Source organism: Marinobacter salsuginis (assembly GCF_009617755.1).
Taxonomy (GTDB): domain Bacteria; phylum Pseudomonadota; class Gammaproteobacteria; order Pseudomonadales; family Oleiphilaceae; genus Marinobacter; species Marinobacter salsuginis.
The window spans coordinates 63,779-90,316 of record NZ_BGZH01000001.1 but is presented as its reverse complement, the minus strand read 5'-3'; the positions used below and the strand labels follow the sequence as shown (position 1 = coordinate 90,316).

The 26,538-nt window shown below is 56.9% G+C and carries 31 protein-coding genes and 1 tRNA gene; 12 read left to right on the top strand and 20 right to left on the bottom strand.

Features of this window, described 5'->3' with window-relative positions; translation table 11 throughout:
* Positions 1–3: 3 nt before the first annotated feature.
* From tusB to GJU83_RS00435, 4 genes are all read right to left on the bottom strand, one after another.
* Positions 4–285: a sulfurtransferase complex subunit TusB gene (gene tusB, locus GJU83_RS00450; RefSeq protein WP_136632245.1), complete on the bottom strand. Its 282-nt coding sequence runs from the start codon at positions 283–285 to the stop codon at positions 4–6.
* A gap of 3 nt (positions 286–288) precedes the next feature.
* Positions 289–639, bottom strand: coding sequence for a DsrE family protein (locus GJU83_RS00445; protein ID WP_069183576.1), 351 nt, complete (start codon positions 637–639; stop codon positions 289–291).
* Positions 640–641: 2 nt separating this feature from the next.
* A complete protein-coding gene (tusD, locus tag GJU83_RS00440; protein ID WP_153633488.1) occupies positions 642–1,058 on the bottom strand; it encodes a sulfurtransferase complex subunit TusD in 417 nt (138 codons plus the stop codon).
* Between the two features lie 102 nt (positions 1,059–1,160).
* Positions 1,161–1,859, bottom strand: a complete 699-nt coding sequence (locus GJU83_RS00435; protein WP_069183578.1) for a Bax inhibitor-1/YccA family protein — start codon at positions 1,857–1,859, stop codon at positions 1,161–1,163.
* A gap of 211 nt (positions 1,860–2,070) precedes the next feature.
* Here GJU83_RS00435 and GJU83_RS00430 point away from each other — a divergent pair.
* Positions 2,071–2,161, top strand: a tRNA-Ser gene (locus tag GJU83_RS00430).
* Positions 2,162–2,542: 381 nt separating this feature from the next.
* Here GJU83_RS00430 and hemH read toward each other — a convergent pair.
* The 4 genes from hemH to GJU83_RS00405 all read right to left on the bottom strand — a co-directional run bounded on the left by hemH (position 2,543) and on the right by GJU83_RS00405 (position 5,085).
* Positions 2,543–3,652 (bottom strand): ferrochelatase, encoded by a 1,110-nt coding sequence (hemH, locus tag GJU83_RS00420; protein WP_069183579.1) that lies wholly within the window; start codon positions 3,650–3,652, stop codon positions 2,543–2,545.
* A gap of 37 nt (positions 3,653–3,689) precedes the next feature.
* Positions 3,690–4,121, bottom strand: coding sequence for a protein tyrosine phosphatase family protein (locus tag GJU83_RS00415; RefSeq protein ID WP_069183580.1), 432 nt, complete (start codon positions 4,119–4,121; stop codon positions 3,690–3,692).
* A 96-nt stretch (positions 4,122–4,217) separates the two neighbouring features.
* Positions 4,218–4,643 (bottom strand): YeeE/YedE family protein, encoded by a 426-nt coding sequence (locus GJU83_RS00410; protein WP_153633487.1) that lies wholly within the window; start codon positions 4,641–4,643, stop codon positions 4,218–4,220.
* Between the two features lie 4 nt (positions 4,644–4,647).
* Entirely contained in the window at positions 4,648–5,085 is a 438-nt protein-coding gene (locus GJU83_RS00405; protein WP_153633486.1) for a YeeE/YedE family protein, read from the bottom strand.
* Between the two features lie 345 nt (positions 5,086–5,430).
* Between GJU83_RS00405 and GJU83_RS00400 the strand changes: the two genes are divergently transcribed.
* Positions 5,431–5,847: a phasin family protein gene (locus GJU83_RS00400; RefSeq protein WP_069183582.1), complete on the top strand. Its 417-nt coding sequence runs from the start codon at positions 5,431–5,433 to the stop codon at positions 5,845–5,847.
* Between the two features lie 9 nt (positions 5,848–5,856).
* Here the strand turns inward: GJU83_RS00400 and GJU83_RS00395 are convergent, their stop codons facing one another.
* The 10 genes from GJU83_RS00395 to GJU83_RS00350 all read right to left on the bottom strand — a co-directional run bounded on the left by GJU83_RS00395 (position 5,857) and on the right by GJU83_RS00350 (position 14,282).
* Entirely contained in the window at positions 5,857–6,486 is a 630-nt protein-coding gene (locus GJU83_RS00395) for a TetR/AcrR family transcriptional regulator (RefSeq protein ID WP_136632202.1), read from the bottom strand.
* A gap of 18 nt (positions 6,487–6,504) precedes the next feature.
* Complete coding sequence (gene xthA, locus GJU83_RS00390; protein WP_153633485.1) at positions 6,505–7,317, bottom strand: exodeoxyribonuclease III; 813 nt, start codon at positions 7,315–7,317, stop codon at positions 6,505–6,507.
* A gap of 81 nt (positions 7,318–7,398) precedes the next feature.
* Positions 7,399–8,139, bottom strand: coding sequence for a hypothetical protein (locus tag GJU83_RS00385; RefSeq protein WP_153633484.1), 741 nt, complete (start codon positions 8,137–8,139; stop codon positions 7,399–7,401).
* Positions 8,136–8,657 carry a DUF2878 domain-containing protein gene (locus GJU83_RS00380; protein WP_136632205.1) on the bottom strand — a complete coding sequence of 174 codons (522 nt, stop codon included), beginning with the start codon at positions 8,655–8,657 and terminating at the stop codon, positions 8,136–8,138. The genes GJU83_RS00385 and GJU83_RS00380 overlap by 4 nt, the downstream gene beginning before the upstream one ends.
* On the bottom strand, positions 8,654–9,928 hold the full coding sequence (locus tag GJU83_RS00375) for an SAM-dependent methyltransferase (RefSeq protein WP_153633483.1): 1,275 nt from the start codon (positions 9,926–9,928) through the stop codon (positions 8,654–8,656). The genes GJU83_RS00380 and GJU83_RS00375 overlap by 4 nt, the downstream gene beginning before the upstream one ends.
* A complete protein-coding gene (locus GJU83_RS00370) occupies positions 9,916–10,800 on the bottom strand; it encodes a DUF1365 domain-containing protein (protein WP_069183588.1) in 885 nt (294 codons plus the stop codon). Before GJU83_RS00370 ends, GJU83_RS00375 begins: the two co-directional genes overlap by 13 nt.
* 2 nt (positions 10,801–10,802) lie before the next feature.
* Complete coding sequence (locus GJU83_RS00365) at positions 10,803–12,068, bottom strand: NAD(P)/FAD-dependent oxidoreductase (protein WP_153633482.1); 1,266 nt, start codon at positions 12,066–12,068, stop codon at positions 10,803–10,805.
* Positions 12,065–12,865 (bottom strand): SDR family NAD(P)-dependent oxidoreductase, encoded by an 801-nt coding sequence (locus GJU83_RS00360; protein ID WP_153633481.1) that lies wholly within the window; start codon positions 12,863–12,865, stop codon positions 12,065–12,067. The genes GJU83_RS00365 and GJU83_RS00360 overlap by 4 nt, the downstream gene beginning before the upstream one ends.
* Positions 12,862–13,329 carry a nuclear transport factor 2 family protein gene (locus GJU83_RS00355; protein ID WP_069183591.1) on the bottom strand — a complete coding sequence of 156 codons (468 nt, stop codon included), beginning with the start codon at positions 13,327–13,329 and terminating at the stop codon, positions 12,862–12,864. Before GJU83_RS00355 ends, GJU83_RS00360 begins: the two co-directional genes overlap by 4 nt.
* A complete protein-coding gene (locus GJU83_RS00350) occupies positions 13,326–14,282 on the bottom strand; it encodes an acyl-CoA desaturase (RefSeq protein ID WP_069183592.1) in 957 nt (318 codons plus the stop codon). The genes GJU83_RS00355 and GJU83_RS00350 overlap by 4 nt, the downstream gene beginning before the upstream one ends.
* 116 nt (positions 14,283–14,398) lie before the next feature.
* Between GJU83_RS00350 and GJU83_RS00345 the strand changes: the two genes are divergently transcribed.
* The gene (locus GJU83_RS00345) at positions 14,399–15,427 is read left to right on the top strand and encodes an NAD(P)/FAD-dependent oxidoreductase (RefSeq protein WP_153633480.1); all 1,029 of its coding nucleotides are present in this window, start codon (positions 14,399–14,401) and stop codon (positions 15,425–15,427) included.
* Here the strand turns inward: GJU83_RS00345 and GJU83_RS00340 are convergent.
* A complete protein-coding gene (locus GJU83_RS00340) occupies positions 15,417–16,901 on the bottom strand; it encodes an HD domain-containing protein (protein WP_153633479.1) in 1,485 nt (494 codons plus the stop codon). The genes GJU83_RS00345 and GJU83_RS00340 overlap by 11 nt on opposite strands.
* Positions 16,902–17,015: 114 nt before the next feature.
* Between GJU83_RS00340 and GJU83_RS00335 the strand changes: the two genes are divergently transcribed.
* The 7 genes from GJU83_RS00335 to GJU83_RS00305 all read left to right on the top strand — a co-directional run bounded on the left by GJU83_RS00335 (position 17,016) and on the right by GJU83_RS00305 (position 22,549).
* On the top strand, positions 17,016–18,224 hold the full coding sequence (locus tag GJU83_RS00335; RefSeq protein ID WP_069183595.1) for a PP2C family protein-serine/threonine phosphatase: 1,209 nt from the start codon (positions 17,016–17,018) through the stop codon (positions 18,222–18,224).
* Between the two features lie 14 nt (positions 18,225–18,238).
* Complete coding sequence (locus GJU83_RS00330; RefSeq protein WP_064230439.1) at positions 18,239–18,730, top strand: STAS domain-containing protein; 492 nt, start codon at positions 18,239–18,241, stop codon at positions 18,728–18,730.
* 64 nt (positions 18,731–18,794) lie between these two features.
* Positions 18,795–19,862 carry an NAD(P)H-dependent glycerol-3-phosphate dehydrogenase gene (locus tag GJU83_RS00325; protein WP_153633478.1) on the top strand — a complete coding sequence of 356 codons (1,068 nt, stop codon included), beginning with the start codon at positions 18,795–18,797 and terminating at the stop codon, positions 19,860–19,862.
* Positions 19,863–19,905: 43 nt separating this feature from the next.
* Complete coding sequence (locus tag GJU83_RS00320) at positions 19,906–20,355, top strand: SixA phosphatase family protein (RefSeq protein WP_069183597.1); 450 nt, start codon at positions 19,906–19,908, stop codon at positions 20,353–20,355.
* A 45-nt stretch (positions 20,356–20,400) separates the two neighbouring features.
* The gene (locus GJU83_RS00315; protein ID WP_153633477.1) at positions 20,401–21,297 is read left to right on the top strand and encodes a radical SAM protein; all 897 of its coding nucleotides are present in this window, start codon (positions 20,401–20,403) and stop codon (positions 21,295–21,297) included.
* 24 nt (positions 21,298–21,321) lie between these two features.
* Complete coding sequence (locus GJU83_RS00310) at positions 21,322–21,888, top strand: DUF1285 domain-containing protein (RefSeq protein WP_153633476.1); 567 nt, start codon at positions 21,322–21,324, stop codon at positions 21,886–21,888.
* A gap of 199 nt (positions 21,889–22,087) precedes the next feature.
* A complete protein-coding gene (locus tag GJU83_RS00305; protein ID WP_008171631.1) occupies positions 22,088–22,549 on the top strand; it encodes an FKBP-type peptidyl-prolyl cis-trans isomerase in 462 nt (153 codons plus the stop codon).
* 136 nt (positions 22,550–22,685) lie between these two features.
* On the opposite strand, the gene GJU83_RS00300 is transcribed toward GJU83_RS00305, so the two are convergent.
* Positions 22,686–24,338, bottom strand: coding sequence for an electron transfer flavoprotein-ubiquinone oxidoreductase (locus GJU83_RS00300; RefSeq protein ID WP_069183712.1), 1,653 nt, complete (start codon positions 24,336–24,338; stop codon positions 22,686–22,688).
* Between the two features lie 418 nt (positions 24,339–24,756).
* Between GJU83_RS00300 and GJU83_RS00295 the strand changes: the two genes are divergently transcribed.
* Both GJU83_RS00295 and GJU83_RS00290 read left to right on the top strand, forming a co-directional pair.
* Complete coding sequence (locus GJU83_RS00295; RefSeq protein ID WP_069183601.1) at positions 24,757–25,506, top strand: electron transfer flavoprotein subunit beta/FixA family protein; 750 nt, start codon at positions 24,757–24,759, stop codon at positions 25,504–25,506.
* Positions 25,507–26,448 carry an electron transfer flavoprotein subunit alpha/FixB family protein gene (locus GJU83_RS00290; protein WP_153633475.1) on the top strand — a complete coding sequence of 314 codons (942 nt, stop codon included), beginning with the start codon at positions 25,507–25,509 and terminating at the stop codon, positions 26,446–26,448.
* Positions 26,449–26,538: the final 90 nt, after the last annotated feature.

Below are 26,538 nucleotides of genomic sequence, written 5' to 3'. Positions count from 1 at the left end.
GGCTTACCAACTGATTACCCGTTGTGCTTGAACTGACAGCGAAACCATCTCCGCGTAATCCACAGCGCTGACGTTACCTGCCAGATTGGCCAGTCCCCGGGCATCGAGGTCCTGCGTGAGTGCAAATACCCTGCTGATCCCAGGCAGATTATCCGTTGCAAGAAGTAGAACGCCCCCGCCGATCAGCAAGAGGCAATCCTCCTCAGCGACCATCTCAAGGCAGCGGGTTGCACGCGGGTGGTCCGGAGACTTGTTCAGAATGTGCAATGTCTGGATGGCAGTCATGGATCAACCTGCGAAAGCGGTGTGGTCATAGGCGGCAAGTAGGGCGGCGTCTGCATCTACCAGAGTTACGCCCTCAATGAGCGAGTTCTCATCCAGTCCGTAGGTGCGGCATGCGGCGCGATCCGCCAGGATGGCTTCTATACCGAAAATAGGCGCAGCCGCGAGATTCTTGTCCACTGACTTCTGGCCAATGCCTCCGGCTTCCTGGCCCTTTTTTAACCAGTTGACGCCAGCTCCGGTGAATAGGAGTGACGCCGCTTGGTCAAAAGCTGCCAGCGAAAACGCCATATCCAGTGCTTCCCGCCCGCTCCAGGTGCCGTAAGGAGCCTGGTCAATCATGATCAGAGTGCTCACGGTCAGTCTCCAGCGTGAAAGTAGAGAGTTCGGGTGGACTTTATCCGTCCTTCGACCCATTCGCCGAGCCCTGCGATTTCAAACGGGGCGCGCAGATTGGATGCGGGCAACTCGTAGCGTTTCTGCTCGGTTTCGTTTACCAGCCCACGACGCAGCGCAGAGGCAATGCAGGCAACACCGGGAATGCTGTGCTCGGTGAGAAACTGCGACCACGCCTCGGGCCAGTGGGTTTCGTCCGATGGCGGTGCGCACAGTGCTGACGCAAGATGCACGCCATCCCCGTAGAGAAAAACCCGGTCGATGCGATGCCCGGCGTTAACGGCAGCCTGAGCAAAGCCAAGGGCGGTCTGGGGCGCCTGGGACGAGTAGGGTGCGCCGGTAATTACCAGGGTGAAGCTTTCAGAAGCAGTTTCGGCCATATTTCCTGTGTGTTCCTGATCTGTCGTTCAGGGCTTTCAGTTTACCGAAAGCAAAAACCCCGGCAACTGCCGGGGTTTCGAGCAAGCTTAATCAGTCTGGCATCAATCTTCGCCGCTGAACGCAGACAGCAAGTGCAGCAGGCTGACGAACAGGTTGTAGATGGATACATACAGTCCAACGGTGGCAATCACGTAGTTGCGCTCTCCACCTTTGATGATCTGGCTGGTTTCAAACAGGATCATGATGGAGGCGAAAATAGTGAAGCCAGCAGACACTGCCAGATGCAGAGCAGAGCTCTCCATCAGGAAGGCCAGCAGCATGGCGCCGATCAATACGAAGGCACCAGCGGTCAGGAAGCTCGACATGAAGCTGAAGTCTTTTTTGGTAATGATTGCCGTGGCAGACAGGCCAACAAAGGCGACAGCCGTCAGTGTCAGAGCCTGGGCAACAATCTGGGAAGCGCCGGCGGCTACGAATGCGCCGATGATCGGGCCCAGGGTGTAACCCATGAAGCCGGTCAGCGCGAACGTGGTCACGATGCCCCACGGGCTGTTCTTCAACTTATAGGTTGCGAACAGCAGGCCAATGTATCCCACAATGGTGATCAGGAAGCCCGGATGGGTTCCGTTCATGTTCAGGAATGCGGTGAGCGCCGAGAAGGCGAGGGTCATGCCCAGGAGCATGTAGGTGTTGCGCAACACCTTCATCGCGTCATCGCTGATACCAGTGGTCGCGCGCTCGGTCTGGGGAGTCGAATAGGCTCCCTGAGAGTTCTGAACGCCGAATCGTCTGTCTTCCATTGTCATCTCCGTTTATAACGACTGGATACTGTGTCCCATAATAGTGTCAGATACGCAACTTTCAATCATTTACGACAGGAAACCGGCTCCCGGATTCCATTAAAAACCGTTAATGTTGAAAAATACGGCGGGTTTTATGCAGAGCGTTGACAGCACAGGCAATTCCGGTATCATGCACACCGCTGTCGCAATGGCGGCGAATGGAAAAACCGGTGGGCTGGCAGAGTGGCTGAATGCAGCGGTCTTGAAAACCGCCGAAGGTTAGTAGCCTTCCCGGGGTTCGAATCCCTGGCCCACCGCCATTTTTCCTTCTATCCCTTGTCTCCCCGAAGAACTCTTTAGCACCAATTCCCCACGGATCGTCGTGTTTATCCCTACTTGGTTTGGCGCCAGGTCACCCTCACTATCCAGTTATCGAACGTATGAGGGCGAAACATGACTAACTTCCAGAAGAATCACCCATCACGCGACCGCTCAATGGAACGCCGCGATCGGAAGTTCTCTGTCTCCGCAAATCGGGGTAAGGCCAGTCACAGGGTGCGTTACGTGGAGGCAGGCGGTGCTGCGGTTGATACTGAGGAATGCACGTTCTGCCAGTCTGTACCGGATCTTTCAGCGAATGAGCGGGAGACGGGGGAGGAACGGAGCAGCTGATACTGCCCCGGTTGTAAGCCTGGGCCGGCTCAAAGATCCCGGCCCGGATAGGTCATTTCTTTTTGCTCATCGGCTCTTTGTTGCCGTGCAGCCAGTGCATCAGGTTCGTTCTTCGGCACCTGCCAGCCTTCCAGATTATCCTCGATCAGTTTCACCAGAGCTTCGATGTGGCCGGGCGTGGCGTTCAGTGCAGTGATATAGCTGAAGCCTTCACCGCCGGCTTCCATGAAGTACTCGCGGTTTTCCTCGTCGATTTCCTCAATGGTCTCCAGGCAGTCCGATGAGAAGCCGGGGCAGAACACGTCGATGGATTTCACGCCCTTGCCCGGCAGAGATTTCAGGGTTTCATCCGTGTAGGGCTTGAGCCACTCTTCCTTGCCAAATCTGGACTGGAAGGTGGTCATGTAGTCTTCCTTGCTCAGGCCAAGGCGTTCCGCCAGCAACCGTGAGGTTTTGTGGCATTCGCAGTGGTAGGGGTCGCCTTTGGTCAGGTATTTCAGTGGCACCCCGTGATAGGAGAACACCAGCTTCTGGTTCCGCCCGTGGTTCGACCAGTGTGCCTCGATGTGGCGGGCCATGGCTTCAATGTACGGCGGGTAATCCGGGTAATGGGAAATAAACCGGAAATCCGGCAGCCAGCGCCGTTTGGTGAAATCCCTGGCGATGGCGTCGAAAGTGGAGGCAGAGGTCGAGGCGGAGTACTGGGGGTACAGCGGCAGAACTAGCAGCTTCCGCACTCCCTGTTCCTGCATCTCATCCAGAACCCGTGCAATCGACGGATTGCCGTACCGCATGGCAAACCCGACGACCACGTTGGGCCCATACTTGCGTTTCAGGGCCTCCCGGATGCCCTCAGCCTGCTTTGCGGTGTGCAACAGCAGTGGAGAGCCTTCTGGCTGCCACACACTGGAATAGGCCTCCGCACTGCGCTTGGGCCGAATGCGGAGGATAACCCCGTGCAGGATCAGCCACCACAGAGGCCTCGGCAGCTCCACCACTCGCGGGTCCGAGAGAAATTCAGCCAGGTAACGCCGGAGTGCCGAAGTGGTCGGGGCATCCGGGGTGCCCAGGTTGGTGACCAGCACCCCCAATCGGTCGGGCTGGTTGTGGCTGAAATTCTCTGAACCTTTGTATTGCATGCGGTGGATCCTGAACGTAGATGAAACGGTTGGATTATCAGCTGTTATCGGCGGCCTGCTGTGCCATCCTCGGAGCAAGGCCTGAGATGTCGTAGCCGGCGTTGCGTGCCTTGGTAAAGATTTCATTGGCTGATGTATTTCTGGCCGAGCTCAGTGCCCACAACACGGTGCAGCGGGTTCCGGAGCGGCAGAAGGCCAGTACGGGCTTTTCCGCGTCCCGGATCATTGGCGCAAATCGGTTTACATCGTCATCGGTGATGTTGCCTGACTCCACCGGCATATAGACCCACTCAAGGCCCTGTTCCCGCGCGGCCGCTTCAATGTCCGCCATTGCGGGCTGGCCGGGTTCCTCGTGATCGGGGCGGTTTGCTACCAGGGTCTTGAAACCCAGCCTGGCGGCCTCTGCCACATCTTCGACGGAAATCTGGGGTGCAACTGAAATGTTGTCATCAATCTTTCTGATATCCATGGATGTCCTCTCCGGATCGAGTAGTGGGGCTGCCGCCATGATCGCATAGCCTCCGGGCTGTGTCAGAATGGCGGCAGGGAAATTAACAGAAACTACTTATGCTTTCGCGCGGCTGCGCTCAATCACCTCGAAGATGCCCATACCCGCGACCATGGCGGCCACAAACACCGCTGCCTTGATTTCGCCGGCACCGAGCGCGACCAGCCCGGGGCCGGGACAAAAACCGGCTATGCCCCAGCCGATGCCGAACATCAGACCGCCCAGGATCAGCCGTTTGTCGATATGGTTGCTGGTGGGCATCTTCATGTGGAAGCCGAGAAAGGAGAGGGTACGTTTACGGGCAACGGCAAACGCGACCACGCCCACCATGATGGCGCCGCCCATCACAAAGGCGAGTGAAGGATCCCAGGCGCCGGCAATATCCAGGAAGCCGAGCACCTTCTCGGGATTTGCCATACCGGACACGATAAGGCCCAGACCAAAAACCAGGCCGGCAAACAGGGAGGCAAGTGAAAATTTCATGGTGTCAGACTCCCAGAAGATGACGAATGACATAAACAGTGACAAATCCGGCCGCCATAAAGCTGAGGGTGGCGGCCAACGAGCGAAGTGAAAGCCGCGACAGCCCGCAAACTCCGTGACCACTGGTACAGCCGGAACCGTATCGCGTGCCGATACCGACAAGCAGTCCGGCAATAATCAGAGCCGGATAGCCGGCTTCGATTTCAATGGGGGGAAGTTCAGTAGCCAGTACCCAGACAACCGGAGCACCGATCAACCCCAACAGAAACGCGAGGCGCCAGGCGATATCGCCCTTTGCCGGCGCAAGAAGCCCACCGAGAATTCCGCTGATGCCGGCAATGCGACCGTTCAGAAGCAGGAAGCTGGCAGCGGCGATGCCCACCAGAATGCCCCCAAGAAGCGCGGACCAGGGGGTGAAGTTACTCCAGGCGATTTCAATCATCTGTTACTCCGAACGTGAGACGAGGTTTTTGGAATAAGCATATATCTGGGGGCGATAATACCAAAAAAAAGCCCGGCAAAGGATGCCGGGCAGAGGCGTGCGAGTAGTATCCATGAAAGACTTCCAGACAAACCGGCATCAGCAGGGACGCCGGTATTGGGAAGTATTGACTATATTTTGAACACTTCAAGCGAGAGTCACTTTCGTTTGAAAACATTTTTTCATATCGGATACGTCTTTATACTGCGGCCTTTCACTGTGCGGCTCTCAGGCCGACTGAAATCCGGCCAAACCTGTAATACAATAGGCCGTCGAAAGAAATATCCGTACCCCCGAGGTTGTTACATGTCTGACGAGAACGACAATAAGCCGGAGAATGATCCGCAACTGGCGGCAAAAATCAAGGATTCCGCCCGCCAGATCTGGTTGGCCGGGCTGGGTGCCTATACTAAAGCCGAAGAGGACACCGGCCGATTCTTCGATCGTCTTGTTCAGGAAGGTGAGCAACTGGAGAACAAGACCCGGGGTGTGGTCGAGAAGCAGATCAAGTCCGTGGAAGACCGGGTCGAGGGGGTTCGTGAACGTGCCACCGGTACCTGGGACCGGCTTGAGCACATGTTTGATGAACGGGTTTCCGGGGCACTGAGGCGCCTGGGGATCCACCGCAGGGAAGAGATCGAATCCCTGGAACGGAGGATTGAAGCCCTTGAATCAGAGCTTGCCCGCCTGCGCAATCGTGCCGGTGACGATGAAGAGGAATAATCGCGCCCCTCAGAGATAGTCCCGGCTCATCAGTCGGGCTTCTTCGCGGTGGCCGGGTTCGAGGTAGGGAAGGATCAGGTGCATCATCTGGTAGACCCCACGCCCCGGATCGACTGATTCCCTGTCATCCAAGTGGGATAGGGTGTCAAAAGCACTCCAGTAACAGGCAGTTAGCGTTAACTGCTCACACAAAGACTCAAGTTCTTCAGCGTCTATTGCCATGATTTCCTGGCGCCGGAAGCTGTCGCAAATGGTTCTGAACGCGACGATTTTCTTCTTCTGGATGCGCTTGAAACGAACCTGCAGTTGATCGTAGCGGGACAGAACGTTCACCAGATCCTGGTAGAGAAACCGGTAGCGGGCGACGGTCTCAAACAGTAGGTGCAGGAAAAACCCCTGTTGATCGAGGCTGATGTCGGCGTCTTCCGGAACCGCCAGAAGATCCACCATGTCGTGCTCGAACTGGTCGAACAGCTCCTCGACAATGTCGCCCTTGCTTTTGAAGTGGTAGTAAAGGTTGCCCGGGCTGATATCCAGCTCATCCGAGATCAGCAGTGTTGTGACATTGGGCTCGCCAATACTGTTAAACAGCGCCAGGCTGGTCTGAAGAATACGGTCGCGGGTTTTGATTTTTTTCATGTCGCGCCCGGCCAGCCCCTAGAGTTCGAAGCTCGCCCAGACCGGACAATGGTCGGACGGCCGTTCCATGGCTCGAATGTCGTAGGAAACGCCTGCCTGGCGGGCTTTGGGCAGCAGACTGTCGCTGGCCATGATCAGATCAATCCTGAGACCGCGCTTGGGATCCCGTTCAAATCCCTTGCTGCGGTAATCGAACCAGCTGAATGTGTCCGCCTCGTCCGGGTGCAGGTGGCGGAATACATCGGTGTAGCCGCGCGACTCAACCTGGCCCAGCCATTCCCGCTCCTCGGGCAGAAAGGAACATTTGCCGGTGCGCAGCCAGCGCTTGGCGTTGTCTGCGCCAATGCCAATGTCCTTGTCGGTTGGAGAGATGTTCATATCGCCCATGACCACGACATGCCCTCCGGCTTGCTTGAGCTCGTCCAGGTAGCGCATCAGATCGGCGTAGAATTTTTCCTTGGCAGGGAACTTCACCGGGTGGTCGCGGCTCTCGCCCTGGGGAAAGTAGCCGTTAATTACTGTCAGTTTTTCACCATTTACGGTGAACTGGCCGGTGATCAATCTGCGCTGGGAGTCCTCGCCGTCCCAGGGGTAGCCTTTGACAATCTCGTCCGGCTCAGCCTTTGAGAGCAGCGCAACGCCGTAGTGGGTCTTCTGGCCATGAAAGTGGACGTGGTAGCCGAGTTCGCGGATTGCTTCGACGGGAAAGTCGTCGTCCTGGACCTTGGTTTCCTGAAGACCGATAAAATCCGGAGCCAGGGCGTCGATGACGGCCTCAAGCTGATGCAGGCGGGTACGGATACTGTTGACGTTGAAAGAGACTAACATCATTACGAAAAACTCTCCGGCGTTGGTTCCCGGCGGAGTTTAACACACTGACCCCCTGGGTCTGCCTTGGCAGGGGCGACAGTTTCAGGGGGTCAGTTCACAATCCGGGCTGGTTTGCACGGAATAGCGAATATGTGCGGTGTAGTTCTCGTCCTGGTTTTTCCGGATATTGGTCAGGCCAAGATAATCGGAAAGGGCACCGGCGTTGTTGTAACCCAGCACGATAGGATCCACCAGGAACCTCAGCACCATGCCTGTCGGACGTATCTGGACTACATGGTCGGCGTCTACTTGTTCGTTCTCGACACGTTCCAGCACAAAGCCATAGTGCTCGCCCCGGGTAGGCCCGAGGAAACGGAATTCTACCGGATCACCGGCCAGTACGCTTTGCCAGTTCTGGCGGACAAAGTTGTCGAACCCCGCATCGACAACGGTATTGGACGAGTACCCCACCTGGAATCGCTCCGAATCGCCCACAGGCGTCTGCCAGTTGATCATCAGAGTATCGGGTTCGGGATAGGTGATCTCCATCTTTTCGTCGAACGTGGGCTGCAAGAAATCCACGGTCGGTCGCAGAACTGACGCCCCATATTCCAGGGACTTACGCGCGAACGACGCTTCCGAGCCAGGCTTGTGATAGGCCACTTCATGCTGTCGGGGCCGGAAGATTCCTTCCTCACAGGTTCCATCAACGGCATGCCGTTCCTCGTAGATGACGTTACCGCCGTCGGTGGTCGCGGTACCGGTGAAGCGAAAATCCTGTGCCACCGCCGGCAACGCTGCAGTCATCAAGGCAAAGGAAACGACCAAAGGCCTGGTTCTCATTGCACCAGCTCCGGATATAGCGTTTTGCGGGCGTACAAAAGCAATGGAAAAACCACTAGCCAGCCAAATGCGAGTGCGATCAGTGAGGGCATCAACTCCGGCAGCTGCACGGCGCCGAGCTGGCTGGCGGACCAGTAGGCGAACGGGCCAGCGAAGGGTGCAAGAACGAACGGCAACCACGCCTTCTTGCTGATCCAGTCCAGAGAATGGCTCAGAGTGGTCATGAAAATGGCCCAGATGGCCACCAACCACGGTGGCGTCAGCATCACCTGTCCGGTTCCGTCGTCCAGAATTCCGGTCCGGAACCAGATGCCGTCCAGAACGGAGCCAACCACGGTTCCCAGGCCGATGAACTGCAGCTCTGTCATTCGGTTCTGGCTCACAAGCACAAAGTGCAGCACCAGAAAAACCACCACCACGCCAGCTCCGATCAGGCCCGGATAAAACACGCAGGCAAACCAGCCTGCCTGGAACAGCAGAAAGTTCAGGATGTTACGGGCAGTTTCAGAGGCGATCATACGCTCAGGATGTTCTCACGTTTGTTGCCGGGCTTGGCGAAAACCAGCTGCGCCACGCCAATGGCACGTTCACTGAAGCCCGCCTCGCAATAGGCAAAGTAGAAGTGCCACAGGCGACGGAAGGCCTCGTCGTAGCCCATGGAATCCAGCTTGTCACGCTGAGCCATGAAGCGTTCACACCAGTCGTGAAGCGTTCGGGCATAGTGAAATCCGATGTCTTCGGCATGGGTCAGCACCAGTTTGCTATCATTGCGGACGGACTCCAGGATCGCGCCGAAAGAGGGAATAAAGCTGCCCGGGAAGATGAAGCGCTGAATAAAATCGACGTTTTTCAGGGCCCTGTGGTACCTCTGCTCCGGCATGTTGATGGCCTGCACAAGTGCCAGCCCATCGGGCTTTAACAGCGCGTTGATCTGGGAGAAGTAGCTGTCCAGGAACTGCGGGCCGACGGCTTCGATCATCTCGATGGATACCAGCTTGTCGAACTGGCCTTCAAGATCCCGGTAATCGTCAAACAGAAGGGTAATACGGTCTTCCAGGCCTTCCTTCTGAACCCGCGCCTTCGCCAACTCCAGCTGCTCTCTGGAAATGGTCGTGGTAGTCACATGGCAGCCGTAATGTTTGGCGGCGTGAATCGCAAAGCCGCCCCAACCGGTGCCGATTTCAATCACTTTGTCCCCAGGCTGGAGATCGAGTTTCCGGCAAATGGTATCCAGCTTGTGCACGGCCGCTTCTTCGAGCGTGGATTCGGCGCTTGGGTATATGGCTGAGGAATACATCATGGTTGGGTCCAGGAACGCCTCGAACAGATCGTTACCCAGATCGTAATGGGCGCTGATGTTCTTCCGCGAGCCTTCCTTGGTGTTCCGGTTTAGCCAATGCAACCCTTTCAGGGCCGGTTTGGTAACCCAGCTGAACCGATCTTCAAACTCGTTCATTCGGTCAACGTTACGGGTAAAGAAACGGAGCAGGGCAACCAGGTCGGGCGTGGACCAGTCACCGGCCACAAAGGCCTCCGCAGCACCGACACTTCCGCCGGTCAGAAGATCACGCCAGGTACTGTGATCGTGAACGATTAATTCGGCAGGTTGGTACTGGCTGTTGTCATCTCCGAATACCAGGTCTTCAAAACCGGATTCTTTGACTGTCAATTTGCCTTCGCCCAGTAGACGGAGCTGCTGAATCACCAGAGTCCTTGCAAACCGGCTAAGAACCGGCAGGCTGCCCGAGTCGGATGAGGTGTTTTCAACTGAGGTATTCAGGTTCTCCATGAGCTTACCCTTCCACGGATCTTGTCATTGGTCTCGGAGCTGGTGACATCCAGCCCGGAATCATCGTGCCCACGGCGGTAGGCGCTGTCGTCTTCGGGAAGCTTGTCCGGGTGGCTGTAGAATGGCGCCCCCTTCAGCTTGAGGCGCAGCGCATGCCAGTAAATGCCGGCCACAACCTTGAACGCTTCCAACGGAAACTTTCGAAGACTTCTGTGCACATCTTTACGATTGAGAGGGGTGCGTTGGACTACCAGGGTGGCATCAAAATGTTTTCGGTCGCCCTCAAGAACATTCATGTGAATTCTGAGATCCGGGCCGCGGAAACTGAATGTCCATTCGTAGTGCTGGTTCATGCCATTGAATGGCGAGACGTGAAAACGCTTGCTGAAGCCGAACCGCTCGGTGCGCCACCCGGCCTGGTTAGGTTCTGCCCCCATGGTTTCCAGACAATAGACATGGCGATCGTGCCAGGGGGTGTTGGTAATCTGGGCAACGATCACTTTGGGAACCACGCCATCAGCCGGGCGCTCCCCGGACCGGTAGCAAAAGTAGAAACTGACCGGGTTGAACACATAACCGAAATACCGGGGATGGGTGATCAGCTCCACTTCGCCGTCGGGGCGCCAGCCTGTGGCTTCCTCAACGTGATCGCGAACCGCAACCGAGAGGTCCCCGGTGTCCGGTCGGAAATAATCCCTGCGTTTCAGGGAAATCCAGTTAAAACGTTCCAGGGAGAACAGCGGACTGACCCCTGAAACCGTGTCCCACTCGTCGGTGTCCAGGGCCAGCATGCCCGTGCTGTAGCTGAATTCGTGTTGCACCGGGTACTTCCGTCTGTGCCGGACAGTACCCTCCAGCCACTGGCTGTTCATGATCAAAGCTCCACCCCGAAGGCTTCGGTTACCCGCAGCGCACTGCGAACACCGTCTTCGTGGAACCCGTTGAACCAGTATGCACCGCAGAAATGGGTCCGATTCTGATTGCCGATTTCGTCGTAGCGTTCCTGGGCAGCCACCGCGTCCAGTGTGAATACCGGGTGGGCATACTCGAAGCGTTTAATAACCTTGTCGGGATCAATATCACGGCTGCGGTTCAGGGTCACACAGAAAGTTTCCGGGGCATCGTGGAAATTCTGCAGGATATTCATGTTGTAGGTAACCGAGACCGGTTCGGTACTATGGGTCGGGATGAAATAGTTCCAGGCCGCCCACGCCCGGCGATTATCCGGTAACACACTGCTGTCGGTGTGGAGTACCACATCATTATTCTGGTAGGCCATGGCGCCCAGAATGTCGCGTTCCTTGTCGGTTGCGTCGGCGAGCATCGCTAACGCCTGGTCGCTGTGACAGCCAAAGATCACCTGATCGAAGTGGTGTTCCTCGCCTTTCACAGTAAGCATAACGCCGCCTTCATTCCGGACAACCCTGTCAACAGGGCTGTTCAGATGCATGCCATCACCGAGCCTGTACATCATTTTCTTTACGTACTGGGCGGAGCCGCCTGAGATCACCCGCCAGGTTGGGCGGTCATCCACCGAGAGCATGCCGTGATTGTTGAAAAACTGGAGGAAGAAGCGGATCGGAAACTGTTCCAGCACGATTTCCGGCGCTGACCAGATGGCCGCTCCCATGGGTACGATGTAGTAGTTCCGGAAGTAACGGGAATAGCCGTTCCGGTTCAGGTATTCGCCCAGGGTTTCTTGGTTGTTGATGTTGCCCGCTTCCAGGTCAGCCCGCGTTTCCTTGTTAAACCGCAGAATCTCCCGGACCATCTTCAGGAATGGCAGGTTGAGCAGGTTCTTCCGCTGGGCGAACAGGGTATTGAGGCTGGTGCCGTTATACTGCAGGCCGGTGCTGCTGCAATCCACACTGAAGCTCATATCGCTGACCTCAGATGCAACTCCGAGCCGCTCCATCAGCTTGATGAAATTGGGGTAGGTCCAGTCGTTGAACACGATGAACCCGGTGTTTACCGGCCAGGTACGACCACCGGCCTCTACCTCTTCGGTGTTGGTATGACCACCGGCGTAGTCGCCGGCCTCAAAAACCTGAACCTCGTGTTTCTCGGCCAAAAGCCAGGCAGCCGTGAGGCCGGAAACGCCGGCCCCAATGACAGCAATTCGCTGACGTTCACTACTCATTCATTGTTTTCCTGTTCGGCGTTACTTTTACGGGCCATGGAGGCCGACATCCGGTCAATCAGGGGCCGGGGAAGGGCACCAAGCACTTTGAGCATCCAGGTAAATCGCTTCGGGAAAGCGATTTCGTTTTTACCACGTGCCAGCCCGCTTACAATCCGTTCTGCCGCGTCCTCGGCCGAGACCAGGAAGGGCATCGGGAAATCATTGCGGTCGGTCAGAGGGGTTTTTACAAAGCCAGGAGAGACTACGACCACATCAATACCCTCGGCCGCGAGATCCGCCCTGAGGGATTGGGCAAAGTAGGTCAGCGCAGCCTTGGAAGCGCCGTAACCTTCGGCCCGGCCAAACGGGAACCACCAGGCAGACGAACTGACAATTACCAGGGTGGCCGGTTGCCCCTTTGCCCGGCTGCGGCGCAGAGCGGGCAGAGCAATCTCCAGGCACCTGGCCGTGCCAATCACGTTGGTGTGGATGTTCTTCTCGATAACATCACTGTCATAGTGTGCTATCTCCAGATACTCACATGTACCGGCGTTGAGAATCACCATGTTCAGGTCGCCGTGGTTCTCAAGCGACCCCGCAATGGCTTGAAGATCCTCCTTGCTGGTGGTGTCCGCTGCAGCCGGGATAATCCTGTCGGGCGCCACGGATGCCAGTTCTTCGAGCGCTCCCTTGCGTCGCCCGGTAATAACGAGCCGATGACCGCCGCGTGCAAGTGCGCGGGTAACGGACTCACCAATGCCGGAACTGGCACCCGTTATCCAGATATTCGAGGTTTCCTGAAGTCGATCACTCATCCTGCCTGATCCTTGATCCAGCGAATGACCCTGCCAACTACCGGCAGGTTTTCGTAGAGCATTTCCCCTGCGTCAAAGTAGTCACGGTGGTAGCACACCATTCCATCACGTATCTCCAGATGGCTTATGCCCCGAACCTGGACCTCCCGCCCCTTGCGAATCCGCTTGTGGCGCAGGTGCATCACCCAGGGCACGGCGGCAAATTCTCCCTGTACAATCGCTTCGCCAAAATCGAAGCGGCAGGAAATAACGTTTGCATAGGCACCGGCGAAATAGCGGGTGAGCTCATCAAGCCCTTGTACTGTCTCCAGCGGGTCCTGAAAGCGGATATCCTCGCTGTAGACCTCTGAAAGTTTGTTCAGATTGCCTTTATCGAGTTCGTTGAAGAGCGCCCTGAAATGGCCGAGCGCCGCCGGAAGCGCCGAGTTCCGCTTACCGACTTCGATCTTTGAGGCGGTTGTCATTTGTTGCTCCTCCTCGCTTTATCCAGTTCGCGTGTCTCCTCCTGAATATGCTTGGGAATCGGATTAAGCTCCCAGATGATTCCCAGCTTCGACATCAGCCACAGTCCATACCATGTGATATCGATTTCATACCACCGAAAGCCCTGCCGGACAGACTGTGGCCAGCGGTGATGGTTGTTGTGCCATCCTTCCCCGAGGGTAATCAGAGCCAGCCAGAAATTGTTTCTGCTGTCGTCGGATGTCTCGAACCGGCGTTTGCCCCAGACGTGGGAGAGGGAATTGATCGACACAGTGGCGTGGAACAACACCACGGTCGAGATAAAGAAACCCCACACCAACAACTGCAGCCCATTGGTGCCCAGGCCCGGAGCCCAGGCTGCCAGAGCTTCGCCCAGGGCATAGATGCCGACGGCTGCAAGGGCAGGAACCAGCGCATCGAACCGGTTGATCAGTTTGAGCTCTGGAAACTTGAGCCAGTCGCGAACGCGGCGTTCGTCCGTTGCAAACCCGGCGTCACAGGTGAACCAGCCCATGTGTGACCACCAGAAACCGCCTTGGTGAGGCGAATGAAGGTCCAGTTCGTCATCGGAGTGCTGATGATGGTGTCGGTGATGCGCTGCCCACCACAGGGGGCCACGCTGGGCAGCGCTGGCGCCCAGAACAGCGAAGACGAACTGGGCAGGGCGACTGGTCTTGAACGTTTTGTGGGCAAAGTACCGGTGATAGAATCCTGTAATCGCGAACATCCGCACCAGGAAAAACGCAAACGCAAACCCGATGGCGAATGCGCTTGCCCCCGTGTAAAACGCCAGCAAACATGCCAGATGAAGCGCTATGAACGGGATAACCCGCAAAAAATTGAATGATCTGGATGTCGTGTCGATGTGATCCGAACCCGCCTCGGAATCGAACCACCTCAGAATGTTTGTAAACCAATGCTGCATTCGGGTCATACCCTGATTGCCCTTTCTCTTGTATGGAACCTTGATCGCACGCTCAGCCCTGTGGCCGAAGCCGTTTCATGGGATGTTGTACGATCTGACTACCGGAATTGGATGCACGATAAACCATGTTTAATCAAACCTTTGATTCACCACTTATACGCCGTATCGCTATCGTTGGTTCAGGCCTTGCCGGGCTGACAGCGGCGATCCAGTTACGAAGCCTGGGCCATGACGTTACGGTCTTCGAGAAAAGCCGGGGGCCCGGTGGCAGGCTCGCGGCAAAACGGGTAACCGGCGGTTCGGCAGATGTCGGGGCGCAGTACTTCACCTCCCGGAATCCGGATTTCCTGCCGTTTCTCCGCAACTTCGCCGGCCCGGAAAGTTTCGGGCCGTGGGAAGGGCGGTTTGGTTTCCAGACCGAAGCAGGCAATTGGGAGCCATTTCCGGACGAAACGCGTTTCGTTGGAACCCCGCGCATGACGGCCATTACCCGCGCCCTGTCGGTCCACGCAACCGTTGTTGCTGAAACCCGAGTGGGTAAGTTGGCCCGAAACGACCAGTCCTGGCGCCTCCTGGATACCTCTGGCACCCAACTTGGCGACTTTGACCAGGTGATCATTACCGCTCCGCCGGCACAGGCCCGGGATCTTCTCGCCGACAGCGGTCTGGAAGAGCTTGCTTCGCAACTTGATGATCCGGTGAGTCGGGTTTTGCCATGCTGGGCTGTCGCTGCTCATTTCCCCGAGTCGCCCTGGCCGCACCATGAGGGAATGCGCTGCCAGCATCCGGCATTGTTCTGGGTGGCCAACAATTCCAGCAAACCCGGTCGGGAAGACAAAGGGCAGTGGTGGGTTTTGCACGCCAGTCCGGCCTGGACCGAAGAGCATGTGGATGCGCCTGCCGAACAAGTCGCCGACAAACTCCTGGCCGCATTCCGGGAATTGACCGGCTTTGAAACCCCGCCAGACGAATGGGTCACGCACCGCTGGCTCTATGCCCGCTCCGAGGGTGGCGACCAGCCCGGGCACTTATGGTTTCCGGATTACGGGCTGGGGCTTGCCGGCGACTGGCTCAGTGGCGGACGGGTTGAAGGCGCCTTCGACAGCGCCAGCGGCCTGGTTGCCGAACTGACCACTGCGGCTGTTACTCAGTGAGAGCCTCCTGGCTGCCCGTAGTAACATCCGGGCGAGTGTAGAAATGGGTGATGGTGCCGTCGCTGAATTTGCTGAAGAAGGCGCTCACATCGGTGATCTTCTTCAGTGAACGGCCACGGTGAATGGGCTCGCGCACCAGCACCTTGATGCCGTTAAAATTGTCCTGGATATTCGAGAAGCGTGCCCGCATGGAGCAGGTCACCACCTGGGCCGGGTTGAGCGAAAGCTCGCCAGCCAGCCAGGCGCTGTGCCGCTCAATGCCCCTGGCGGACAGGTCTTCACGGGTATCCAGGTGGTTCAGCTTCACCCGGTTTACGATGCAGAAGGAAAAGCTCTTGGGGTGTTTGCGGGCCACTTTCCGGAAGGCCTCCCAGAAAAAGTTGTCGGTCAGCTCTGCAAAATAGGCCATGTCGCTCAGGCAGGTATCCACCCATTCAAAGTTCTCCGGGTCATCAAGTACCTCATTGATCGCTTCCCGAAGCAGCCAGTCAAAGCCGAGTGCGGTCTTGTGGGCATACACCTTCCGGTACATCTGGTGGCGACTGTAGACAAAGTCTTCCAGCGCCCCCAGCCCCTTCTGGGTAATGGCCAGCCCCAGCCAGGGTTCAGAAACATCCCAGCCAAAGCGCAGGTTGCTCAGCAGGTGGTCCAGATTGAAGCCGCCGATGGTCACCGACGAGTGGAAGCCATCCCGCAACATGTAATCAGCGCGGTCGGCATCGATTTCGCCCGATACAATGGATGACAGCAGATCCATTACCAGGCCCGGAATGTCTTCGCTCAGGGGAGAACCGGCGGCCGCATCCTCTCCCGCGATAAAGGCCCAGAACGTTCGAGCGTGGCGGCAGAATGTTTCGCTGGGCCTTACTTCGGTCGTTTCCATGATGCCGATGACATCCCGGGCGTATAGGCCTGCACTCTCCAGATCCACGGCCGTTAGTACATCGTGGGCGACTCGCACGGAGTAGTGTTCGTGTTCGAGTTCATCGGGCTCTTTCGGGTGGTACGTGGAATAATCCACGCCGTGCCAGAGATCCCGGAATCGTCCCGGCCGGGACATCAACTCCCGAATGCGTCGAGCCTGGGTGAACTGATGCGAGAAACTGGAGTGGCCACTGTCGTGCAGCAGACAGCCCAGACGGATGGTTTTTGCCAGGTAGTCGATGGCGTCGAGCTGGCTCAGGCTCAGGTCGGTTTGTTCGCTCAGCTGGCGTTCCCGCAGATAGGCGTCAATCATCGAGCGGAACATACGGGTGCCCACGTGCATCACGCCGATGCTGTGGAGAAACCGGGAATGGGTTGCTCCGGGGAAGACCAGGCTGAGGATGTCGTTCTGGCAGATGTTTCGAAGGCGCTGGAACAGCGGATGGTCGATCACCTGGATTTCGTGCCGGTAGAGTGGAATGCCTCCATGAACCGGATCCATGATCAGCTTGTCATAGGCTCCGAGTAGATCGTTTACGGCACGTCGCATCAGCTGGAATCCTCCGATTTCATGAACTTGGCCTTGTTATATCACAGGGGCGTGCCAGAATAGGCTTATTCAAGCCAATTTATCGTTTATCGCTGGTAGTTTAGGGCAGTCGCCATGACCTCGCGCACCGAGCGCATACTTATAATAGACGCCGATGAAAAGGCCCGTACGGATCTCGCCCGATACCTCGAAGCGCGGGGGTTCTACGTAACGGGGTATCCGGATCTCGCCGGCGCCAAGGCCCTGTTTGACGATAACATTCCCGATGTCATCTTTGCAGATCTGTCTCCGGAGGCCATCCGGGACCTTGCCAGCCGCCTGGAAGAAGCCGAAACCTTCACCCCGATCGTGGCCTGTTCCTCCAGTGAATCCAGTGCCGATGTGGTCAATGCGCTCCGGGCCGGGGCGGCCGATTTTGTCCTGAAACCCTGCAACGACGACAAAGGTGCCCTGGATGATGTCCTCGGGAAACTGTTTGACCGGGTTCGGGTCAATCGGCTGAATCAGCTGTACCGACAGGAACTGGAAGAGGCCAACCGGGATCTCCGGGACGGCATTGCCGAGTTACGGGCAGACCAGCGTGCCGGACGGAAAGTCCAGCTACGAATGCTGCCCGAGCACGAGCAGGTCATGAGCGGCCTACACGTGGACCACATGATCAAGCCGTCGCTCTATCTGAGCGGCGATTTTCTGGATTATTTCCGCATTTCCGACGACAAGGTACTGGTCTACATTGCTGATGTCTCCGGCCATGGCGCCAGCTCAGCTTTCGTGACGGTATTGCTGAAAAACCTGACGAACCGCCTCCAGCGCAACCTTCGCCGGGGCTCCAGTGAAGATATCCTGCACCCGGACCGCTTCCTGGAACGAATCAACTCGGAATTGTTGGATACCGGTCTCGGCAAACACGTAACCGTATTCGTTGGCATCATTTCCCTGAGTGAGCGTAAATTGAACTACGCAGTGGGCGCACATTTCCCGATGCCCATCCTGTCCTTCGAGGGAGGGAAGACGGCTTTCCTGGAGGGGAGCGGGCTACCGGTCGGGTTGTTTGAGACCCCGGAGTGGGAGGTGTACGAAGTCCCCCTGAACAAACCGTTTCATCTGACCCTGTTTTCGGATGGAATTCTGGAAGTTATCCGGGAAAAAGGTCTGGATGAAAAGGAACGGACACTACTTGAACTCGTATCGGGAGGTCGTCACACTATCGCCTCTCTGAGCGATGCTCTGAATCTCGACCAGATCACAGAGCTGCCGGACGATATCGCTATCGTATCGGTTACTGATACCATTGGGACATCAGATAACACCCCGTCGAATTAGTGGCAGTGTGAGACATGGCTGGTTACAAGATCCTGCAAGCTGAAAAACAGGGCATTTATGTCCTGAAGTTTATCGGGGAAATCCGGCTGAACCTGTGTTCGACGCTGGACAATCTGGTTGAGTCCATTACCCAGGACCCACAGTTCAAGACTGTGGTAATCGACCTGACCGAAACCGAGATCATCGACAGCACCACGCTCGGACTGCTTGCCAAAATAGCCATGGCGGCCCAGAAACAAAGCCACTTCCTGCCCACACTGATTTCGACCAACCCTGACATTACCCGCATTATCACTTCCATGGGGTTCGACAAGATATTCATCATCGTTCGAGAACCCGCGTCCCGTATTGAAGAGCTTGAAGAGATACCTGTACTCAGAGCCAGCGAACAGCAGGTTCGGGACAAGGTGCTCGATGCCCACAAGGTACTGATGGGCCTGAACAACCGAAACAGGGAAGAATTCAAGAATCTGGTGCGCGCTCTGGAATGTGAAGAGCCCGGTTAATGCCTCCTTGCCTCGATGTGAGGCGCTGCCGGTTTCACACCTGATCTGACAAAACGGAAGAACTATGTCTGAACAATCGACGCCTCAAGACACCGGGGCAACCAGACCGGTGCACGACGTAGCGGTTCTCGGCGGTGGCAGCTTCGGCACCGCCATGACCAAGGTACTGGGTGAAAACGGCCACCGCGTGCACTTCTGGATGCGCGGCCAGGACCAGGCCGCGGAAATTCGTACCACCCGGGTGAACAGCCGCTATATGCCCGGCGTTGAACTGTCCGGAGATATTCAGCCCACCACGGACCTTGCGGATGCGGTCAGCAAGGCCGAAATTGTCTTCGTCGCCATTCCCAGCAAGGCCTTTCGGGCCGTCATTCGCGAAAACTGTGAAAAATTCCGCGATGACCAGATTGTGATCAGTCTGACCAAAGGCATTGAAGAGCACGGCTTCAAGTTGATGAGCGAGATTCTCCAGGAGGAGATTCCCCGTTGCCGCACAGGCGTGCTCAGTGGTCCCAATCTGGCAGGAGAAATCGTCAATCGAGATCTGACTGCTACCGTTATCGCCGCCAAGGATCCGGACGTGCGCCGTTCCGTTCAGGATCTGTTGGGCTGTGAATACTTCCGCGTATACGCCAATGTGGATGTGTATGGCGTAGAACTCGCCGGAGCACTGAAAAATATCTATGCAATCGTTGCTGGCCTCGCCTCTGCCCTGGAGATGGGCGAGAACGCCAAGGCCATGCTGATCACGAGGGGGCTTGCGGAAATGAGCCGGTTCGCCGTCAGCCTCGGTGCCAACCCGATGACCTTCATGGGGCTGGCGGGCGTCGGTGACCTGATTGTCACCTGTACCTCATCCAAGAGCCGAAATTTCCGAGTGGGCTATGCAGTAGGCCAGGGCCAGAAGCTGGATGATGCGGTGGCAGAGCTCGGGCAGGTAGCCGAAGGTATCTATACCCTGAAACTGGTTAAGGAAAAGGCCGAGGCGATCGGTATCTATATGCCGCTGGTCCGTGGTCTTTACGAGATTCTCTACGAGAACGCATCCATCAAGGCGGTGATCAACAGCCTGATGATGTCGGTCCAGAATTCCGACGTAGAGTTCATCTTGCCGCGTACCATCAGCCAGTAAAACGGTTTGCAAAGGCCGGAGACGGTCTGAAAGGAGAGAGCCCTTGCAACTGCTCATCATGCGTCACGGCGAAGCCGGCTGGCACACGCTGGATCAGGAGCGTGAACTGACAGAATCCGGCCGCCTGGGCGCGGCCGAAGTGGCTGCCCGCATCGCCGAGTCGCCCTGGCGCCCCAAACTGATATGGAGCAGCCCATACGTCCGGGCCCGGCAAACAGCGGCGATTGTTTCCGAGATCCTGAATTGTCCCGTTGAAGAAAAGCTGTTTATCACCCCGGACGACGATCCCGGCGCTTGCCTCGATGCATTGATTGAACAGCACGAATCGCCATTGATGATTGTCTCCCACATGCCGCTGGTCGGTAGTCTTGCCACCCTCCTGGTAGATGCCCACCGCCGGGGCATTCCGTTCATGACTTCCCAGGCGGTGATGCTCGATATGCCGGTGGTTGGCCCGGGCTGCGCAGACTTGAAAGCGCAGTTTCTGCCCTGATACTCGGTTTATCCGATTTCTGAATTCTCAAATCCGAGCCTGATTATGTACAGCTTTCCGATTGACTACGTAGAGCCGGTATTCCGGCCTCCCAGTGAAGCCAAGTCATTGATCCTTCCGGTTACCAACGGCTGTTCCTGGAACAAATGCACCTTCTGTGAGATGTACACCCAGCCCCAGAAGAAATTCCGGGCCCGCAAGCCCGACGACGTGCTTAAGGATATCCAGAATGCAGCTCGCAGTCTGGGTGGTGTGCGCCGTGTCTTCCTGGCGGATGGGGACGCCATGGTGTTGCCGACCCGTCGCCTGCTGGAGATTCTCGGGCAATTACGGGAAGCTTTTCCCGACCTCCAGCGGGTTTCCAGCTACTGCCTGCCTCGTAATCTTGCCAAAAAAACCGTGGAAGAGCTGGCACAGCTGAAGGAAGCCGGCCTCCAGATTCTCTACGTCGGGATGGAATCCGGCGATGATGAGGTTCTGCGCCGCGTCAACAAAGGCGAAACCTGGGAATCGACCCGCTCGGCGCTGGTCAAGATTCGCGAAGCGGGCCTTACCAGTTCTGTGATGGTGCTGAATGGGCTTGGCGGTGAAAGTCTCTCCCGTCAGCATGCGATCAACACCGCCACCCTCTGTAATGAGACCCAGCCGGACTACCTGTCGACCCTCGTGGTGAGCTTTCCGCAGGGGGAGGGGCGTTTCCGGGAAGGGTTCGGTGACGATTTCGTTCCACTGTCACAGCAAGGGCTGTTCGAGGAAATCCGCCTGTTCCTGGAGCACCTGGAACTGGATAAAACCATCTTCCGCAGTGATCACGCCTCCAACTATCTCGTTCTCAAGGGGACGCTGGGCAGGGACAAACAGAAGATGCTGGACCAGGTGAACCTGGCCATCACCAATCCCGGTGCGGCGCCGCTGCGTGCGGAATGGATGCGCGGGTTGTAATTTACCGGACCGGGAGCCACGGTTATGAGCATGAATCCGGATAATCTTGCAAAACAGGTGGAGGAAACCGTGAAGAATGCCGGAAACCCGCCCCTGGATAAGTGGAACCCCGAGCTCTCGGGCGATATGGACCTGCGCATCACCCGTGATGGCCAGTGGATATTCAAGGGTGAGCCATTGGCGCGGGAAGCCATCGTGCGTCTCTTCTCCACCATTCTCCGCAAGGAAGAAGATGGCGAGTACTACCTGGTGACCCCGGTCGAGAAGTGGCGAATCCAGGTTGAGGATGCACCGCTTCTGGCGCACTCGCTCCAGGTAACCGGAGAGGGCGACCGGCAGGTCATCTCACTGACCACCAATGTGGGCGAAACCCTGGAGATTGGCCAGGACCACCCGCTGGAAGTGGGGACCTATCCGGGCTCCGACGAGCCACGCCCGGTTGTGAAGGTTCGCCATGGCGTCGACGCGCGCCTGGTCACGGCTGCCTATTACGATCTGGCCGAGCATGTGGTGGAGCGAAACGAGGGTGGCCATCCGACCCTCGGCGTATTTAGCCACGGAATTTTCTATAAAATCGGGCAGGGTGGTTGAAAACCCGTACCGCGGCCCCAGAATTACGGTAGAAAACGCATCAACTCAGTTGTTAAACTGTGTTTTCATACTTGTTATGAGCCTGGCTCTCTAACGAGGCCCGGTGGTCGTTAGTCCCTCTGTTCAGTCTGGCTGTTCACGATCACTTTCGATTGCCTAAATCAATTAAACAGTCATTGCGGACACGCAAGGAGATCACATGGCCCAACCTCGTGTTGTCACCATCCATTACACGCTCACCAACGATCAGGGAGAGCAGCTTGATTCCTCCCGTGTAGAAGGTCGCGAGCCTCTGTCTTACCTGGAAGGTGCACAGAACATTATCGGTGGACTGGAAAGTGCACTGAACGAAAAGAACGCAGGCGATCAGGTTAAGGTTTCTGTAGAACCTGCAGAAGGCTACGGCGAAGTAAACGAAGAACTGATCCAGCCGGTTCCACGTTCTGCATTTGAAGGCGTCGACACCATCGAGCCGGGCATGCAGTTCCAGGCACAGACCCCGGGCGGCCCCCAGGTTGTTCGCGTGGTTGAAGTTGGCGACGAAACCGTCACCATCGACGCCAACCATCCGCTCGCCGGGCAGACTCTGCACTTCGACGTAGAAGTGGTAGAAGCTCGCGACGCGACTGACGAAGAGCAAGAGCACGGTCACGCTCACTAAGCTTTTCTGAAGCGCAACGAAAAACGGCTCCTCATCGAGCCGTTTTTTTATGCCTGGAATTAATTCAGCCGTAATCGGACAACCCGATATCCAAAAAAAACGGCCCAAAAGGGCCGTTTTGCAACAGAAGCCGAACTTACATGTTCGGATAGTTCGGGCCACCGCCCCCTTCCGGAGTCACCCAGTTGATGTTCTGGGCAGGATCCTTGATATCGCAGGTCTTGCAGTGAACACAGTTCTGGGCATTGATCTGGAAGCGCTTGCCGCTGCCGTCGTCTTTCTCGACCACTTCGTACACGCCGGCCGGGCAGTAACGCTGCGCAGGCTCGTCGTATTTCGGCAGGTTGTCACGAATCGGCAGCTCCGGATCCGTCAGCTTCAGGTGTACCGGCTGGTCTTCCTCGTGGTTGGTGTTGGAGATAAACACCGAGGACAGGCGGTCAAAGGTCAGCGTGTTATCCGGCTTGGGATAAGTCACCTTCTTGCACTCGGACGCCGGCTTCAGGGTGGCGTAGTCCGGAGTGGTATCGTGGAAGGTGATCGGCAGGCTGCCACGCAGGATGTTCTGCTCGAAGAAGGCAATGGCGCCGCCCACCACGTTGCCGAACTTGTGCATGGCCGGGCCGAAGTTACGCTCGGCGTAGAGTTCCTTGTACAGCCAGCTATCCTCGAAGCGCTTCTGGAAGCTGGTGATTTCCTCACCGCTCTTGCCTTCCTTAAGGGCCTCGAAGACCGCTTCGGCGCCCAACAGGCCGGACTTCATGGCGGTGTGGGAGCCCTTGATCTTGGAGCTGTTCAGGGTGCCGGCGTCGCAACCCAGCAGCAGGCCGCCCGGGAAGCTCATTTTCGGCAGGGCATTGTAGCCGCCCTTGGCGATGGCGCGCGCACCGTAGGACACCCGCTTGCCACCTTCCAGGTGCTTCTTGATCTCCGGGTGCAGCTTCAGGCGCTGGAACTCTTCGAATGGGCTCAGATGCGGGTTGCTGTAGGACAGATCGGTAATCAGGCCCACGTAAACCTGGCCGTTCTCCAGGTGATACAGGAAAGAACCGCCGGTGGAGCCGGTCTCGTTGAGCGGCCAACCGGTGGTATGGACGACCAGGCCTGGCTCGTGTTTGGCCGGATCGATGTCCCACAGCTCCTTGATGCCGATGCCGTAGTGCTGGGGATCCTTGCCTTCATCCAGCTTGAAGTCGTTGATCAGGCGCTTGCCCAGGTGGCCACGGCAGCCTTCGGTGAAGAGGGTGTACTTGGCGCGCAGTTCCATGCCCGGCATGTAGCCGTCTTTCTCGGAACCGTCGCGGGCCACGCCCATATCGCCGGTGATAATACCTTTTACCTGGCCATCCTCAACGATGGTCTCGGCGGCCGCAAAGCCCGGATAGACCTCAACGCCAAGCTGCTCGGCCTGTTCGGCCAGCCAGCGGCACAGGTTGCCCAGGCTGATGATGTAGTTGCCATGGTTGTGCATGTTCTTGGGCACAAAGGCATTGGGGATCTTGGTGGCGCTATCCTGGTTCTTCAGCAGGAAAATGTCGTCACGGGTAACGGGCGTGTTCAGCGGAGCGCCTTTCTCTTTCCAGTCCGGGAAGAGTTCGTTGAGGGCAGTGGGCTCGAATACGGTACCGGCCAGAATGTGCGCGCCGATCTCAGAACCTTTCTCTACCACACATACGGTGAGTTCCTCGCCGGATTCCTGTGCCAACTGCATGACACGGCACGCTGCAGACAGGCCCGCCGGGCCGCCGCCGACGATCAGAACATCAAATTCCATCGATTCGCGTTCCACGTTGGTCTCCTCAAACATCTTTAATGGAAATTATGTGCCCGCAGGCCAATTATTCTGGGCCGCCATCATACCGGTAAAACTGCGTATAGACGACCGCCCCAAGCCGTTTGTCCCGACTTGCATAACCAAAAGGATACCGTATTTGAAGAATCAAACAAACGTTTGTTTGAAATTCACTCTGACCTTTGGCATTGTAAGAGCACACTGAAACATCGTGTGTTTTGAGTCGAAATCTAGTATCGTCTCATTGCCGTTCCCGGTCAATACCGGGGAATTGGCTGAAAGTTCAGTCCTGGCGCGTCGTTTGAGGCTATTGATTCTGCCGAGTGTTGCCTCCATCATTAGTGCGCATTGAATGTCGGCAGGCTCTGCGCGAGGACTGCAAGTCATAAACCCATCGTAGAAGAACGAGGAATCTATGAAGGTTCTGGTCGCTGTAAAACGAGTAATCGACTACAACGTAAAGGTGCGCGTCAAGCCGGACAACACCGGTGTTGACCTCGCCAACGTCAAGATGGCAATGAACCCGTTCTGCGAAATCGCGGTAGAAGAAGCCGTTCGCCTGAAGGAGAAGGGTGTTGCCAGTGAAATCGTGGTGGTATCCATCGGTCCGAAAGCCTCTCAGGAGCAGATCCGTACTGCGCTGGCGCTGGGTGCAGACCGTGGCATCCACGTCGAAACCGACGAGGAGGTTCAGTCTCTCGAAGCGGCCAAGCTGCTGAAGGCTGTTGTTGAGAAAGAAGAGCCGAAGCTGGTCATTCTTGGCAAGCAGTCCATCGATTCCGATAACAACCAGACTGGCCAGATGCTGGCCGCGCTGACCGGCATGGGTCAGGGCACTTTCGCTTCTGAAGTAGTTGTTGAGGGTGACAAGGTTAACGTAACCCGTGAGGTAGACGGTGGTCTGATGACCGTTTCCCTGAATCTGCCTGCGGTTGTCACCACCGACCTGCGTCTGAACGAGCCGCGCTATGCTTCTCTGCCGAACATCATGAAGGCCAAGAAGAAGCCGCTGGACAACATGAGCCCGGCCGATCTGGGTGTCGACATCGCTCCGCGCCTTTCCACCCTGAAGGTTGAAGCGCCTGCTTCCCGTCAGGCGGGTGTGAAAGTGGCCGACGTTGCCGAGCTGGTCGATAAACTGAAGAACGAAGCGAAGGTGATCTAAATGAGCATCCTTGTAATTGCTGAACATGACAACAGCAGCCTGAAACAGGCTACCCTGAATGTTGTAGCGGCTGCCAAGGCCATCGGCGGAGACATCGACGTACTGGTTGCCGGTGAGAACTGTGGTGCCGTTGCTGAAGCAGCTGCCAAGGCCGAAGGCGTTAACAAGGTACTGTTTGCCGACAACGCTGCTTATGGTCACTTCCTGGGCGAGAACCTGGGTGAGCTGGTTGCCGAAGTTGGCAAGGGCTACAGCCACATCCTGGCCGCCGCTGGCACCGTGGGCAAAGACTTCATGCCGCGCGTTGCTGCACTGCTGGACGTTGCCCAGGTTTCCGACATCATGCGCGTGGAGTCCGAAGATACCTTCGTTCGCCCGATCTACGCTGGTAACGCCATTGCCACTGTAAAATCCAGTGACAGCATCAAAGTCGTTACTGTTCGTCCGACCGCGTTCGACCCGGTTGCTGCTGAAGGTGGCTCCGCTGCCGTTGAACAGCTGGACGTTGTAAAAGACGCTGGCCTGTCCCAGTTCGTTAGCGAAGAGCTGGCCAAGTCTGACCGTCCTGATCTGGCAAGCGCCGGTATCGTGGTTTCCGGTGGTCGCGGAATGCAAAACGGCGACAACTTCAAGATGCTTGAGCAGGTTGCCGATCTGATGGGTGCCGCTGTTGGCGCATCCCGTGCTGCTGTTGACGCCGGCTTCGTACCGAACGACATGCAGGTTGGCCAGACCGGTAAGATTGTTGCTCCGCAGCTCTATATCGCCGTGGGCATTTCCGGTGCCATTCAGCACCTGGCGGGTATGTCTGATTCCAAGGTGATCGTTGCGATCAACAAGGATGAAGAAGCGCCGATCTTCCAGGTTGCCGATTACGGCCTGGTAGCGGACCTGTTTGAAGCGGTTCCGCAGCTTGAGGAAGAGCTGAAGAAAGTTCTGTAACTTTCTAACAAGCTTGAAAAAAGGCACCTCCGGGTGCCTTTTTGCGTTGGGTGAAACCTCAATACCTGCCATGATACCCGGCCTGACAGT

Coding starts and splice junctions, on each gene's coding strand:
- tusB (WP_136632245.1), bottom strand. CDS start 285: ATGACTGCCATCCAGACATTGCACATTCTGAACAAGTCTCCGGACCAC.
- tusD (WP_153633488.1), bottom strand. CDS start 1,058: ATGGCCGAAACTGCTTCTGAAAGCTTCACCCTGGTAATTACCGGCGCA.
- GJU83_RS00435 (WP_069183578.1), bottom strand. CDS start 1,859: ATGGAAGACAGACGATTCGGCGTTCAGAACTCTCAGGGAGCCTATTCG.
- hemH (WP_069183579.1), bottom strand. CDS start 3,652: ATGCAATACAAAGGTTCAGAGAATTTCAGCCACAACCAGCCCGACCGA.
- GJU83_RS00415 (WP_069183580.1), bottom strand. CDS start 4,121: ATGGATATCAGAAAGATTGATGACAACATTTCAGTTGCACCCCAGATT.
- GJU83_RS00410 (WP_153633487.1), bottom strand. CDS start 4,643: ATGAAATTTTCACTTGCCTCCCTGTTTGCCGGCCTGGTTTTTGGTCTG.
- GJU83_RS00405 (WP_153633486.1), bottom strand. CDS start 5,085: ATGATTGAAATCGCCTGGAGTAACTTCACCCCCTGGTCCGCGCTTCTT.
- GJU83_RS00400 (WP_069183582.1), top strand. CDS start 5,431: ATGTCTGACGAGAACGACAATAAGCCGGAGAATGATCCGCAACTGGCG.
- GJU83_RS00395 (WP_136632202.1), bottom strand. CDS start 6,486: ATGAAAAAAATCAAAACCCGCGACCGTATTCTTCAGACCAGCCTGGCG.
- xthA (WP_153633485.1), bottom strand. CDS start 7,317: ATGATGTTAGTCTCTTTCAACGTCAACAGTATCCGTACCCGCCTGCAT.
- GJU83_RS00385 (WP_153633484.1), bottom strand. CDS start 8,139: ATGAGAACCAGGCCTTTGGTCGTTTCCTTTGCCTTGATGACTGCAGCG.
- GJU83_RS00380 (WP_136632205.1), bottom strand. CDS start 8,657: ATGATCGCCTCTGAAACTGCCCGTAACATCCTGAACTTTCTGCTGTTC.
- GJU83_RS00375 (WP_153633483.1), bottom strand. CDS start 9,928: ATGGAGAACCTGAATACCTCAGTTGAAAACACCTCATCCGACTCGGGC.
- GJU83_RS00370 (WP_069183588.1), bottom strand. CDS start 10,800: ATGAACAGCCAGTGGCTGGAGGGTACTGTCCGGCACAGACGGAAGTAC.
- GJU83_RS00365 (WP_153633482.1), bottom strand. CDS start 12,068: ATGAGTAGTGAACGTCAGCGAATTGCTGTCATTGGGGCCGGCGTTTCC.
- GJU83_RS00360 (WP_153633481.1), bottom strand. CDS start 12,865: ATGAGTGATCGACTTCAGGAAACCTCGAATATCTGGATAACGGGTGCC.
- GJU83_RS00355 (WP_069183591.1), bottom strand. CDS start 13,329: ATGACAACCGCCTCAAAGATCGAAGTCGGTAAGCGGAACTCGGCGCTT.
- GJU83_RS00350 (WP_069183592.1), bottom strand. CDS start 14,282: ATGACCCGAATGCAGCATTGGTTTACAAACATTCTGAGGTGGTTCGAT.
- GJU83_RS00345 (WP_153633480.1), top strand. CDS start 14,399: ATGTTTAATCAAACCTTTGATTCACCACTTATACGCCGTATCGCTATC.
- GJU83_RS00340 (WP_153633479.1), bottom strand. CDS start 16,901: ATGCGACGTGCCGTAAACGATCTACTCGGAGCCTATGACAAGCTGATC.
- GJU83_RS00335 (WP_069183595.1), top strand. CDS start 17,016: ATGACCTCGCGCACCGAGCGCATACTTATAATAGACGCCGATGAAAAG.
- GJU83_RS00330 (WP_064230439.1), top strand. CDS start 18,239: ATGGCTGGTTACAAGATCCTGCAAGCTGAAAAACAGGGCATTTATGTC.
- GJU83_RS00325 (WP_153633478.1), top strand. CDS start 18,795: ATGTCTGAACAATCGACGCCTCAAGACACCGGGGCAACCAGACCGGTG.
- GJU83_RS00315 (WP_153633477.1), top strand. CDS start 20,401: ATGTACAGCTTTCCGATTGACTACGTAGAGCCGGTATTCCGGCCTCCC.
- GJU83_RS00310 (WP_153633476.1), top strand. CDS start 21,322: ATGAGCATGAATCCGGATAATCTTGCAAAACAGGTGGAGGAAACCGTG.
- GJU83_RS00305 (WP_008171631.1), top strand. CDS start 22,088: ATGGCCCAACCTCGTGTTGTCACCATCCATTACACGCTCACCAACGAT.
- GJU83_RS00295 (WP_069183601.1), top strand. CDS start 24,757: ATGAAGGTTCTGGTCGCTGTAAAACGAGTAATCGACTACAACGTAAAG.
- GJU83_RS00290 (WP_153633475.1), top strand. CDS start 25,507: ATGAGCATCCTTGTAATTGCTGAACATGACAACAGCAGCCTGAAACAG.